We start from the raw sequence: 12,712 nt of genomic DNA, 5'->3' as shown, positions 1-12,712 counted from the left end.
AGCGCGTCTCGTTCCAGCCCTCGACTCTCCCGACCCGTCATGCCCGCGCTCGTCGCGAGCATCCACGATCTCGCGGTCTCCGCAAGACCACGATCGAGGATGGCCGCGACGCGCCCGGCCATGACGAAGGGAGCGCCTTTCACCTGGCGAAAGCTGCCTCAATGCGGCCCGGGCTGCACGCGGGTGAGCGGCGCGCCGTCGACCGCGGTCGCCCGCGCGGTCTCCAGCTTCTCGATGTCGGCCTTGCCGAGCTGCGGCCGGTCGACCTTGATGGTCAGCTTGTTCAGCCTGGCGGTGAGCCGGAACGGCGGCGTGTAGTCGGCGTCGTTGACGCCGGTCAGCGTGTCGGAGCCGATGTCGAAGGCCTCGTCCCATTGCAGGATCATCGGCAACGTGTGCGGCAGCGCGATGGTCTGGACCGCCTTGCCGTCGACCTTCAGGGTTCCGGTGCCGCCGCGGCCGACGCCGCTCATGTTGTTGAACGCCAGCGTGCCGATGCCGAGCCCGTCATACTTGAAGTCGAACTCCAGCGTGTGACGGCCCGGCGCGAGCACGTCGGGCCCTTCCCACCTCACTCGCTTCAGATCCACCAGGTTCCACAGGAACACGGGCTTGCCATCCTTCAGATAGAAGCCGTAGCCGGCGAAGCGCCCACCCGAGGTGAGGATCATTCCTTCGGCGCCGCCGGCCGGCACCTCGATATCGGCCGTGATCGTGTAGGAGCTGTTGAGGAGGTTCGGGGAATCGCCTTGCGGCAACCCCGTCATCGGCCGCGTGTAGACGAACTCGCTGCGACCCGCCGTGATGTTCGGCCGCGGCGCGACGATGCGGGCAGCGACCGAGGCGTCGAGCGGCAGCACCTGATACTTCTTCGCCTCGGCGACGAACGCCTGGCGCATCTGCGCGACCTTCTGCGGGTTCTTGGCGGCGATGTCGTCGGCCTGGGTGAAGTCCTTGGATAGGTCGTAGAGCTGGAACACCTGGTTGTTGAGCGGGTCAGGATTGGCCGCGCCGAACGCCTCCCAGGGCGCGCGGTTCACCTTGGTGCTCAAGAGCCAACCGTCCTTGTAGAGCGCCCACTGGCCCATCATCTCGAAATATTGAGTGGTGTGCCGGGACGGCGCCTTGGCGTTTTTGGGGTCGAACGTGTAGGCGAAGCTCGTCCCCTCGATCGGCGCCTGCTTGATGCCGTCGACCGTGTCGGGCGCGCGAAGACCGGCGACCTCCAGGATGGTCGGCACGACGTCGATGACGTGGACGAACTGCTCGCGCAAGGCCCCCTTGTCCTTGATGCGGGCCGGCCACGACACCACCATGTTCTGGTTGATGCCGCCGAGCCGCGAGGCATTCTGCTTGAACCAGTCGAACGGCGTGTCGAAGGCCCACGACCAGCCGGCCGACATGTGATTGTAGGTCTGCTCCGTGCCCCACACGTCGTAGAACTTCATCTGCACGTCGACCGGCAGCTCGCTCAGGCCGTTGAAGAACGCCACCTCGTTGGGCGTGCCCATCGGGCCTCCCTCGGCGCTCGTGCCGTTGTCGCCGTTGATGTAGATGATCAGCGTGTTGTCGCGCCGGCCGATGTCCTCGAAAGCCTTGATGACTCGGCCGATCTCGTGGTCGCTGTAGGCCGCGTAGGCGGCGAACACCTCGACCTGGCGGACGAACAGCTTCTTGGCCTCCGGCGTCAGCGTGTCCCACGCCTTCAGCACCTCGCGCGGCCACGGCGTCAGCTTGGCATCCTTCGGGATCACGCCGAGGCGCTTCTGGTTCTCGAAGATGCGCTCGCGCAGTGTCTCGTAGCCGTCGTCGAACAGATGCATGGCCGTGATCTTCTCCACCCACTCCTTGGTCGGGTGGTGCGGCGCATGGGTGGCGCCCGGCGCATACTTGATGAAGATCGGCTTCGTCGGATCGGTCTGGTGCATCCGGCCGATGTAGTCGATGGCGTCGTCGGCCATCGCCGTGATCAGGTTCCAGGTGCCCGGCGGCTTGCCGTCGAACGGGTAGATCTGCGTCGTGTTGCGGAACAGGTTCGGCTGCCACTGGTTGGCGTCGCCGCCGACGAAGCCGTAGAAGTACTCGAAGCCGATGCCGGTCGGCCACTGGTCGAACGGCCCGACCTGGCTCGCCGCGAAGGCCGGCGTGTTGTGGTCCTTGCCGAACCACGCGGTGGCGTAGCCGTTGTCGCTCAGGATCCGGCCGACCGTCGCCTTGTCCTTGCCGATGATGCTGTTGTAGCCGGGAAAGCCGGTCGACTGCTCGGAGATCACGCCGAAGCCGACCGAGTGATGGTTGCGCCCGGTGATCAGCGCGGCACGGGTCGGCGAGCACAGCGCGGTCGAGAAGACACGATTGTAGCGCAGGCCCTCGGCCGCGAGGCCGTCCATGGTCGGCGTCGGGATGACGCCGCCGAACGTCGACGGCACGCCGAAGCCGGCGTCGTCCGTGATGATCAGGAGGACGTTCGGCGCCTCCTTCGGCGGCACGATGCGCGGCGCCCACCAGGGCTTCGACTGCAGCGCGTCGTTCCTGATCACGCCGCCGAACTTCGGGTCCGGCGCGGGGAGCTGGCGACCGTCGATGGTCGTGGTGGCATCCGGCGCGCCGGGCGTGCCGGTGACCTGCTGGGCCACGGCCGGCCCGAGCGACCAGCTCGCGCCGAGCAGGAGGCCGGCCGTGACTCCGACGAGCGTACGCATGGCTATTGATCCGAAGGTCATGCAATCTCCTCCGTTGAGAATGTCACGTCCCGCTGGTGAATGCCGGCTTCCGGGCCCGAATGTCGGCCGCGATGGCGTCGGCCGCCGGCCCGGCGTGGCGGAAGAACCGCTTCAGCCCGGCGCACAGATAGTTGAGGCCCGGCTCGCCGTCGGGTGTCCTGATCAGGCGGTTGCGCGGGCATTCGCCCCAGCAGTCGGCCAGCGCCTCGCAGGCCCGGCAATAGGCCGGCAGGCGGTCCGACTTGGCGTAGCCGAACATCACCTGCGCGCGCGAGAAGACGAGATCGGCGAGGGTCGCCTCGTGCAGGCTGCCGAGCCGGTGCTCGGGATAGACGTAGTGGTCGCAGGAGAAGACGCTTCCGTCGTGCTCGACCACCACGGCCTTGCCGCAGGTCTCGGCGTAGATGCAGATCTGAGCCGGCAGGCCGAGGCGGCGCGCCACCAGGGTCTCGAAATGGGTGACCAGGACGGTGCCAAGATCCTTGCGCCGCCACTCGTCGAACACCCGCGACAAGAACGTGCCCCAGTCGTCGGGATCCACCGACCAGTCGGTGACGACCGAGTCCGGATCGCCGGGCCGCGCCCGCGGGCTGCCGAGCAGCGGCGCGCGCGCCGGGTCATGCGACTGCGGCGCGGTGGTCGCGAAGTCGCGCGGCTCGACCACCGGGATGAGCTGGATCACGGTCACGCCGAGCTCACGGCGCAGGAAGCGATAGACGTCGAGCGGCTTCTTCGCATTGAGGCGATGCACCGAGACGAGCGCGTTGAACGGCACACCGAACCGTCGCAGCAACGCTGCCGCCGCCATCACCTTGTCGAAGGTCGGCGCGCCGCCCTTGTTGACCCGGAAGGAATCGTGCAGCTCGCGCGGCCCGTCGATGCTCAGCCCGACCAGGAAGCGGTGTTGTTTCAGGAACCGCGCCCACGTCTCGTCGAGCAGCACGCCGTTGGTCTGCAGATCGTTGTGGATCCGCTGGCCCGGCCGGGCATGCTTCGCCTGCAGGGCGACGACCTCCTCGAAGAAGCCGAGCCCGCGCAAGGTCGGCTCGCCGCCCTGCCAGGTGAAGACCACCTCGGGACTGGTGACGCCGGCGATGTACTGGCGCACGAACCGCTCGAGCGTGTCGCGATCCATGTCGCCGGCACCGAGGCCGCGTGCATCCTGTCCGTCAGGCAGCGTCTCCTTGCTCAGATAGAAGCAATAGGTGCAGTCGAGATTGCAGCGCGCCCCGGCCGGCTTGGCCATGGCATGGAAGCTGCGTTCGCCCATTCCCGCGAGCTTGATCGGAGCGTCGTACTTGTCGGCCACGGAGCTCATCCGGCGGGTTAACCGGGATTCAGCGCCGCTCTCGGCACCGGCGGAGAGGCGAAGCTGCCGGGGATCGATCGGAGGCTAGCTTGCCGCCCCACGGGCCAGTATGCAGTTCCGGCCAGCCGCGAGGGACGCGAGACCGGATGCCGTGCTTGTGATCGAACCGAGCGCGGCCACACCTTTATGTGCAATCCATGAAGCTTATCACGATAGGCATGCGCACGGTTTGTTCGTATGATGAGGTTTCACGCCGGCATTTTGTATTAGCCTTATTGACTTAGGTGGGTGGGGCAACGTGTCTTCGGCATCGGCGTTCGTCGAGTTCGCTCGTGCAGTGCGCGAGGCCGATGTCAGCTTCCTGCTGACCAGCCGCGGCCTGCCCGAGTGGTCGGTGCACAACCGGCGCTGCGGCGACGTCGTGATCCAACATGGGCGCTGCGGGGCCGGCATGGTGGCCGACGGCACGATCGGGCAGCCGGGCGTCCTGGTCTTCGTCATGCAGAGCACGCTCGACCGGCACGCCGTCACGCTCAACGGGGTCCCGGTCGCGCGGCACGGCATCGCCGTGCTGCCGCCGGGCAGCCGCTTCGTGTTCGCCAACGCGGTGCCGCACAGCTGGATCTCGCTGACGCTGCCGCTGGCCATGCTGACGCCCGCCCAGGTCGACCGGCTCGCCGGCCGGACCCGCAGCGCCACCGCATCGTTGATCCAGGCAGAGGCCGAGACCTTCGCCGCCCTGCTGGCGCAGATCGACAAGGGTCGGTCCCAGGCGGCCCGTGATGAGGCGCCATCCGGCGACGACGCGGCGTCGCCGGAGCAGGCGCACGACGCCGCCACGGCGATCTCCCAGATGCTCGTCGAGGTGATCGGAGCGCCGGGGAGCCGCCACGTGCCCGCGGCGCCGCACCACCATCTGATCGTCCGACGGGCGTTCGAGCAGGGGCGCGACGCGACCGGGCCGGTCCCGGGCCTCGCCGATCTGTGTGTCGCCGCCGGGGTGTGCGAACGGACGCTGCGGCGCGCCTTCGGCGCCGTCTACGGCATGCCGCCGTCGCGCTATCTCAAGCTCCTGCAGCTCAACCACGTCCATGCCTCTCTGCTCGATCCGAGCGCGCGCGGACGGCTTGTCACCGACGTACTGACCAGCCACGGCGTCACCGAACTCGGCCGCTTCGCGGCGCAATACCGGACACTGTTCGGCGAGCTGCCGTCGCAGACCATGCGACGGCTGGAGCGCTCCACCGGCTGACGGACGCGGCCGCGCCGCCGTTCGCGTCCATGTTGTCAGCCGGCCACATCGCACGCGAATTGTCTTATCGCCGACCCCCATGACCGATTCTGCATAGTGACAGGCGGCGATCCCGGTACCGTCACGGCCGGGATATTGGCGGCATCGGGGGAGGCCGAGATGGCGGGCGCGACAACCGGACATCGGCGAGGGGACGGGCGCGGACGGGCCGGGACATCGGCAACGCTGGTCGCCGCTGCCGCGATGGCGCTTGCCGCGGCCCCGGCCGCCGCCGACGAGGGCGGCGTGAGCTTCTGGCTGCCCGGCATCTTCGGCAGCCTCGCGGCGGCGCCGCAGCAGCCCGGCTTCTCGCTCACCTCGATTTATTATCACACGACCGTCACGGCGGGCGGCAGCGTCGCCCGCGCCCGCGAGATCAACGCCGGCCGGCTGCCCGTCACGATCGCGGGGAACGTCGAGGCGAGCCTCACCGGCAAGGCCGACCTCGCCATCGTCATCCCGTCCTACACGTTCGCCACGCCGGTGCTCGGCGGACAGGCGACCATCGGCCTGATGACCGTGTCGGGCCGAAACACGACCTCGATCGACGCGCTGCTGAACGCCTCTGTGCTGGCCGGCCCCTTCGCCGCGTCGGGCTCGCGCTTCTTCAATCTCAGCGAGACCGACACCGGGGTCGGCGATCTCTACCCGCAGTTCTTCCTGCGCTGGAATGCCGGAGTGAACAACTACATGACCTACCTGACCGGCGACATCCCGGTCGGCAGCTACGACCCGAACAGCATCGCCAATCTGGGCCTCGGGCACGGCGCCATCGACGGCGGCTTCGGCTACACCTATTTCAATCCGGCGACCGGCCGCGAGTTCTCGGCCGTCGCCGGCCTCACCTACAACTTCAAGAACCCCGACACGCAGTATCGGAACGGCGTCGACTTCCATGTCGACTGGGGCGCCTCGCAGTTCGTCACCAAGCAGTTCCAGATCGGCCTGGTCGGCTATCTGTATCAGCAGCTCTCGTGCGACAGCGGTTCGGGTGACCGCGTCGGCTGCTTCGAATCGCGCATCATGAGCGTCGGGGCCCAGGTCGGCTACATCGTGCCGATGGGCGAGATCCAGGGCTATCTCAATCTCAAGGCCTACAAGGAGTTCGAGTCGGAGAACCGGCCCGAGGGCTGGAACGTCTGGCTGACGCTGGCGCTCTCGCCGGCCGCGGCGCCGCCGCCCGCGGCGACGCCGAAGCGGCATCTGGCGCTGAAGTAGCGCGCCCGGCTTCCCCGCGACGCCTGTCCCACCCGGCCCCCGCGGCCGGCCGGGTGGCGTCGAGCCACGGTCCGGACCGCCGCGCCGATCGCTCGCCGGCTTTCGGGATCGTGATTTCGACCGCCGGCGAAAGCCCGCTATCGAACGATCGCGACGCCCCCGACGCACGCAGCCTTTCGTAACCGGAGAGATTCGATGCTCACCAAACGCGATCTGATGCGGGTGGCCGGCGCTGCCGCCCTTTCGACCCCGGCGCTCGCGACCGCGCCGGCGCAGGCCGGCTGGTTCTCCAGCCGCCCGGGATTCTTCAAGGCCAAGGACATCGCCGAGGCCGGCTTCATCTACGGCCTGCCGATGGTGATGGCCTACGGGATCCTGTACGAGTACGCGGTCGACAAGAGCTCGAAGCTCTATCGCGCTCCCTTGAACGTCCTGTCCAACGAGGCGCGGGTCTTCACCTGGCAGGACACGGCCGTGGTCACGCCCAACAGCGACACGCCGTACTCCTTCGTGTGGATGGATCTGCGCGCCGAGCCGATGGTGATCTCGGTGCCGGCCGTCGAGGCGAAGCGCTACTACTCGGTCCAGCTCGTCGACTTCAACACCTACAATTTCGGTTATGTCGGCAGCCGCGCGACCGGCAACGTCGCGGGCAGCTATCTGGTGGCGGGTCCCGACTGGACCGGCTCCACCCCGGTCGGGATCAGACGGGTCTTCCGCTCCACCACCGACATCGCGCTCGGCCTGTTTCGCACCCAGCTGTTCGACCCGGCCGACATCGAGAACGTGAAGAAGGTCCAGGCCGGCTACAAGGCGCAGCCGCTGTCGGCCTTCCTGAACCAGCCGGCGCCGCCGCCGGCCCCGGCGTTCGACTTTCCGAAATTCGAGAAGGATCTCGTCCGCACCGAGTTCTTCGAGTACCTCGACTTCGCGCTCTCGCTCGCCCCGGCGCTGCCCGAGGATCGCTGGATTCGTGATCAGCTCGCCAAGATCGGCGTCGGCCCCGGCAAGAGCTTCGACTTCCGCGCGCTCTCGCTCGAGGACAAGGCCGAGATCCTGCTCGGCATGAAGGAGGGCCAGCGCAAGGTCGAGGCGGCGGTCGCGACCTTCGGCAAGGACATCAACGGCTGGCGGGTCGGGTCGCCGTTCGGCGACGCGGCCTTCTTCCACGGCGACTGGCTGATGCGCGCCGCCGCGGCGCAGGCCGGCATCCTCGGCAACGACGCCGTCGAGGCGATGTATCCGATGGCCAAGGTCGATGCCGACGGCCAGCCGCTCGATTGCGCCAAGGCGAGCTACACGCTGACCTTCCAGAAGGGCCAGTTGCCGCCCGTAGAGGCGTTCTGGTCGGTCACCATGTACGACGGCAAGACGCAGCTCCTCGTCAAGAACCCGATCGACCGCTATCTGATCAACTCGCCGATGCTGCCGAACCTGAAGACCGGCCCCGACGGCGCGCTGACCCTCTACATCCAGGCGAAGTCACCCGGCCCCGAGCGCGAGAGCAACTGGCTGCCGGCGCCCGAGGGGCCGATCTACGTGGTGATGCGGCTGTACTGGCCGAAGTCCACGCCGCCCTCCATCCTGCCGCCCGGCGAAGGAACCTGGCAGCCGCCGCGGATCCGGAAGGTCTGAGCGGCGGGATCGCTGTCGCCCTTGTCGCGTTACGTCTTCGACGGCGCGGTCGCGCGCGGTCTGATCGCGGTCTTTCTGGACCGGACGGGCGGCGCGACCATCGGTTCCTGCGCACGAGGAGACGTGATGCGGCCTTTTCGGTTGATCCTGGCGGTGACGGCGGCCGGGCTCGCCGGTGCCGTCCTCGGCGTCCTGCTCGGCCCGTCCACGGGTCCGGTCGAGCGCCTGATCTCCTTGTGCCTCGCGGGTGCGACCGCCCTGACACCGACCACGGTCGCGTCCGCCTGGAGCCTCGCGCCGGCGACGCTGCTGCCCGTGCTGCTCCTGCCGGCGCTCTTTCTCTCGGCCGTCGTCGCGCGGTGGCGCGAGGGCACCGCGCCGCCCGCCTGGCGGATCGTGCTGTTCGGCACGGGATGGCTCCTGCTCGTCGTCGCGGTGGTGTCACCGCTGTGTCGGCTCGCCGCCCATCTCGCCTGGGCTCACATGGTCCAGCACGTGATCCTGGTCGCGCTGGCGCCGCCCCTCCTTCTGCTCGGAGCCCGGAGCGTGTGGGCGGGTCCGGAGGACGCCCGCGCACGCGAGGCCGGGGTCGCATCGTGGCTCGGGCGGCCGGCTGGCGCCGGGCTGGCTTACGGGGCCGCCATCTGGTTCTGGCATGTGCCGGGCTTCTACGAAGCGGCGCTGCGCGATGGCGGGCTGCATCTCGTGATGCTCGGCACGCTCCTCGGCGTCTCGCTGACGTTCTGGCACAGTCTCCTGGTGGCGGCGCGTAGCGGCGCCGGGGCCGCGCTCGCCGCCGCGCCGGTGCTGCTGGCGACCCTGATGCACACCGGCATGCTGGGGGCGCTGCTCACCTTCTCGCCCGGCCTGTGGTTCCCGCTGATGGCGCAAGGCGCACTCGCCTTCGGCCTGTCGCCGCTCGCCGATCAGCAGCTCGCCGGCCTGATCATGTGGGTGCCGATGGGGCTCGTCTACATGGCGGCGGCGCTCGGCCTCGTGGCGCGCGGGCTCGCGGCCACCGGCGATGCGGACGAGGCGTGCGGCCCGGCGTCGGCCGGCACCGGACCGCTCCGATAGCGCCGCCAGGGCGACCAGGCCGGACAAGGTCCGAGCGTCGCGCTCACTCGGCCGCGAGCGCGGCGGTGTCCTTCTCGATCCGCACCGGCACCGACTTGGCCGCCGGTACCTTGCTGCCTTGCGCGTGGTGCCCCACCGGGATCAGCACGTTGCACTCGGGATAATAGCCGGCGATCGACCCTTGCGGGATGCCGAAGGGCAGCACCTGCAGGCCGCCGAGCTCACGTCGGATGCCGTCGTGATAAGCCGTCACGAGGCGGATCGTGTCGCCTTTCTCGAGCCCGAGCCGCGCCATGTCGGCCGTGTTCATCAGCACGACGTCGCGCCCGCCGAAGACTCCGCGGAAGCGGTCGTCGAGGCCGTAGACCGTGGTGTTGAACTGGCCGTCGGAGCGCAGGGTGACGAGCTGATAGACGCCCTCCTCGGCCGGAAGCCGGTTCTCCAGGCTCTTCGGAACCGTGAAGTTCGCCTTGCCGTTCGGCGTGGTCCATTTCCGCTCGCGGGCACCGAGCGGGCGCGGAAACCCGCCCGGCGTGAACAGGCGCTTGTTGAAGCCCTCGAACTGGTCCGGCCAGGTCTTCTCGATGGCGTCCCGCACCAGCGAATAGTCGCCGACCCAGGCGTCCCAATCGACCTTCGGGTTTCGCGCAAGCGTCGCCTTGGCGAGGCCGGCGACGATCGCCGGCTCGGAGCGCAGATGCGCGCTGACCGGCTCGCGAAAGCCGTTCGAGCCGTGGATGCAGGTGGTCGAATCCTCCATCGACACGGCCTGCGGCCCGGTCGCCTGGCGGTCGATCTCGATGCGGCCCCGGCACGGCAACAGATACGTCACCTCGCCCGGGATCAGATGCGTGCGGTTGAGCTTGGTCGCGACCTGGACGGAGAGGCGAAGCTTGCCCCAGGCCGGCTCCATGCGGGAATGGTCCGGAATCGCGCGCAGGAAATTGCCGCCGAGCGCGACGAAGCCGCGCACCCGGCCGTCGAGGATGGCCTCGCAGGCATCCACGGTGGCGAGCCCATCCTCGCGTGGCGGCTCGAAGCCGTACAGCTCCTTCAGCCGATCGAGCGGCACGAGCTTGGCCTTCTCCGAGATGCCGACGGTGCGCTGGCCCTGCACGTTCGAGTGGCCTCGCACCGGCGAGATGCCGGCGCCCTTCTTGCCGATGTTGCCGCGCAGCAGCAGCAGGTTCACGACCATCTGGCAGGCCTCGACGCCGTGCACGTGCTGGGTCATGCCCATCCCGTAATTGGCGATGACGGCGTTCGCCTTCGCATAGGTCCGTGCGGCCTGCCGCATCTCGGCCTCGGAGAGGCCCGACACCGCCTCGAGGTCGACCCACGACTGCGCCCGGCAGAACGCGGCGAAGTCCTCGAAGCCGTGGGTGTGCTGCGCGATGAAGTCGACGTCGAGCACGCGCGGCCGGCCGTTCTGCTGCGCCACCACGTCCATCTCGATCAGCGCCTTGCAGACGCCCGCGATGGCGGCGATGTCGCCGCCCGGCTTCACCTGATAATACTGCGTGGCGATCCGGGTGGTGCTGCCGGTCGCCATCTCGACCGGGTTCTGCGGATTAGTGAAGCGCTCGAGCCCGCGCTCGCGGATCGGGTTGAAGACGACGATCGGCACTCCGCGTTTCGACGCGCCCTGCAGCGGATGCAGCATGCGGGGCGAGTTGGTCGTGGTGTTCTGGCCGAAGAAGAAGATGCAGTCGGTGTGCTCGAAATCCTCGAGCAGGACGGTGCCGACCGGCACGCCGATCACCTGCGGCAGCGCCACCGAGGTCGACTCGTGGCACATGTTGGAGCTGTCCGGGAAGTTGTTCGTGCCGTACATGCGGCCGAAGAGCTGCCACATGTAGCTCGCCTCCAGCGAGGCGCGCCCGGACGTGTAGAAGACGACCTCCTTCGGATCGAGCTTCTTCAGCTCGGCCCCGATCTCGGCGTAGGCTTCGTCCCACGACACCTGGACGTATTTGTCGCGCGCGGCATCGTAGCGCAGCGGATGCGTCAGGCGGCCGTTCTCCTCGAGCGCGTGATCCGACCAGTCGCGCAGCTCGGTCAGCGTGTGGGCCTCGAAGAAGGCCGGATCGGTCTTCTTCGGCGTGATCTCCCAGGCCGTCGCCTTGGCGCCGTTCTCGCAGAACTCGAACGGATGCGGCTCGGCCGGCTTCGCCCATGAGCACGACACGCACATGAAGCCGTCCGGCTTGTTCTGCTTCCACAGGATCTCGCTGCCCAGGATCCGGACCTCCTCCTGGGTCAGGATGCTGGCCACCGCCCTGACGGACCCCCACCCGCCGGCCGGACCCGAATAGTCCTTCTGGACGGCCTTCTGCTTTCGCTGCTGCGTCATGTCGTCCTCGCGGGAGTGGGAAGTGGGCTGCTCACGTCGCTCGGACGGGAACGATCCTGCGGTGCGAACGCCGGGCGGGGGATCGGAGTTCCTGTGGAGACGATCTCCCGACAGGAGCCGGCGCGCGAGCTCGGTCTGCCGGCGAACAGACGAGGCCGGACCTTTGCCATCCGTCACCATGACCGCGCCGCTTCCGCGTCCCCATCCCGCCGCCGCGCACGCGGTCGCGGCCGTTTCTGTGCGGCCCGCCGCGCAGACGTCCGAGCCCGCCAGCGATCTGCCGGCCCCCGCACGGCGGCTGGTGTCGATCGCCCACGGGAGCGCTGCGCCGGCGGCGGGCCACCGCACGGTGCCGGAGGAGACCGCGGTCGCGCTGGTCTATGGCGGCAGCACCGAAGCCGTCATGATGGCGACGCCGGCCGACCTCGCGGACTTCGGCATCGGCTTCAGCCTGACTGAGGGGATCGTCACGCGCCGCGACGAGATCGAGGACCTGGCGATCGTGCCGGGTCCTTCGGGGATCGAGGTGCGGATGTGGCTCGCCGGCCCGCGCGCCGAGAACCAGACTCGGCGTCGGCGCCGCCTCGCCGGGCCCACCGGCTGCGGCCTGTGCGGGATCGAGAGTCTCGACGAGGCGTGCCGGCCCATCCGCGCCGTGTCCGATCACACCGATCTCGACGGCACGACTCTCGACGGCGCGGCGATCGCCGCCGCCGTGGCGGCGCTCGCATCCGCCCAGCACCTCCAGCATGCGACCCGCGCGACCCACGCGGCCGGCTTCTTCTCGCCGGAGGACGGCCTGGTGGCGCTGCGCGAGGATGTCGGACGCCACAATGCTCTGGACAAGCTCGCGGGCACGTTGGCGTGCAGCGGCGTGTCCACCGCGTCGGGCGCCGTCGTCATCACCAGCCGCGTCTCCGTCGAGATGGTGCAGAAGACGGCCGCGATCGGCGCCCCGGTGCTGATCGCCGTCTCGGCCCCCACCGCGCTCGCGGTCCGGGTCGCCGCCGCGGCCGGCATCACGCTGGTGGCGATGGCGCGCGGAGCGTCCTTCGAGGTCTATGCCCATCCGCAGCGGATCCGCTGATCGGGGACACCCGCCCGGC

The 12,712-nt window shown here is 69.0% G+C and carries 8 protein-coding genes; 5 read left to right on the top strand and 3 right to left on the bottom strand.

What is annotated here, in order from left to right; translation table 11 throughout:
- Positions 1 to 158 precede the first annotated feature (158 nt).
- Both CCR97_RS10135 and CCR97_RS10130 read right to left on the bottom strand, forming a co-directional pair.
- Positions 159 to 2,702 (bottom strand): arylsulfatase, encoded by a 2,544-nt coding sequence (locus CCR97_RS10135; RefSeq protein WP_111357568.1) that lies wholly within the window; start codon positions 2,700 to 2,702, stop codon positions 159 to 161.
- Between the two features lie 43 nt (positions 2,703 to 2,745).
- Complete coding sequence (locus CCR97_RS10130; RefSeq protein ID WP_170145856.1) at positions 2,746 to 4,041, bottom strand: anaerobic sulfatase maturase; 1,296 nt, start codon at positions 4,039 to 4,041, stop codon at positions 2,746 to 2,748.
- A 289-nt stretch (positions 4,042 to 4,330) separates the two neighbouring features.
- Here CCR97_RS10130 and CCR97_RS32280 point away from each other — a divergent pair, with 289 nt between their 5' ends.
- The 4 genes from CCR97_RS32280 to CCR97_RS10110 all read left to right on the top strand — a co-directional run bounded on the left by CCR97_RS32280 (position 4,331) and on the right by CCR97_RS10110 (position 9,253).
- On the top strand, positions 4,331 to 5,284 hold the full coding sequence (locus tag CCR97_RS32280) for a helix-turn-helix domain-containing protein (protein WP_146618756.1): 954 nt from the start codon (positions 4,331 to 4,333) through the stop codon (positions 5,282 to 5,284).
- A 243-nt stretch (positions 5,285 to 5,527) separates the two neighbouring features.
- The gene (locus CCR97_RS10120) at positions 5,528 to 6,541 is read left to right on the top strand and encodes a SphA family protein (protein ID WP_111357570.1); all 1,014 of its coding nucleotides are present in this window, start codon (positions 5,528 to 5,530) and stop codon (positions 6,539 to 6,541) included.
- A gap of 195 nt (positions 6,542 to 6,736) precedes the next feature.
- Positions 6,737 to 8,176 carry a DUF1254 domain-containing protein gene (locus CCR97_RS10115; RefSeq protein ID WP_111358496.1) on the top strand — a complete coding sequence of 480 codons (1,440 nt, stop codon included), beginning with the start codon at positions 6,737 to 6,739 and terminating at the stop codon, positions 8,174 to 8,176.
- 126 nt (positions 8,177 to 8,302) lie between these two features.
- Positions 8,303 to 9,253 (top strand): cytochrome c oxidase assembly protein, encoded by a 951-nt coding sequence (locus CCR97_RS10110; RefSeq protein WP_146618816.1) that lies wholly within the window; start codon positions 8,303 to 8,305, stop codon positions 9,251 to 9,253.
- Positions 9,254 to 9,296: 43 nt separating this feature from the next.
- Here the strand turns inward: CCR97_RS10110 and CCR97_RS10105 are convergent, their stop codons facing one another.
- On the bottom strand, positions 9,297 to 11,606 hold the full coding sequence (locus tag CCR97_RS10105; RefSeq protein ID WP_111358494.1) for an FdhF/YdeP family oxidoreductase: 2,310 nt from the start codon (positions 11,604 to 11,606) through the stop codon (positions 9,297 to 9,299).
- Positions 11,607 to 11,784: 178 nt separating this feature from the next.
- Here CCR97_RS10105 and fdhD point away from each other — a divergent pair, with 178 nt between their 5' ends.
- Positions 11,785 to 12,693: a formate dehydrogenase accessory sulfurtransferase FdhD gene (fdhD, locus tag CCR97_RS10100; protein WP_111358493.1), complete on the top strand. Its 909-nt coding sequence runs from the start codon at positions 11,785 to 11,787 to the stop codon at positions 12,691 to 12,693.
- The last annotated feature ends 19 nt before the right edge of the window (positions 12,694 to 12,712 follow it).

Source organism: Rhodoplanes elegans, assembly GCF_016653355.1.
Lineage (GTDB): Bacteria > Pseudomonadota > Alphaproteobacteria > Rhizobiales > Xanthobacteraceae > Rhodoplanes > Rhodoplanes elegans.
Note: the sequence above shows the minus strand (reverse complement) of the source record. Positions and strands in the feature narration are given on the sequence as shown.

Coding starts and splice junctions, on each gene's coding strand:
- CCR97_RS10135 (WP_111357568.1), bottom strand. CDS start 2,702: ATGCGTACGCTCGTCGGAGTCACGGCCGGCCTCCTGCTCGGCGCGAGC.
- CCR97_RS10130 (WP_170145856.1), bottom strand. CDS start 4,041: ATGAGCTCCGTGGCCGACAAGTACGACGCTCCGATCAAGCTCGCGGGA.
- CCR97_RS10120 (WP_111357570.1), top strand. CDS start 5,528: ATGGCGCTTGCCGCGGCCCCGGCCGCCGCCGACGAGGGCGGCGTGAGC.
- CCR97_RS10115 (WP_111358496.1), top strand. CDS start 6,737: ATGCTCACCAAACGCGATCTGATGCGGGTGGCCGGCGCTGCCGCCCTT.
- CCR97_RS10110 (WP_146618816.1), top strand. CDS start 8,303: ATGCGGCCTTTTCGGTTGATCCTGGCGGTGACGGCGGCCGGGCTCGCC.
- CCR97_RS10105 (WP_111358494.1), bottom strand. CDS start 11,606: ATGACGCAGCAGCGAAAGCAGAAGGCCGTCCAGAAGGACTATTCGGGT.
- fdhD (WP_111358493.1), top strand. CDS start 11,785: ATGACCGCGCCGCTTCCGCGTCCCCATCCCGCCGCCGCGCACGCGGTC.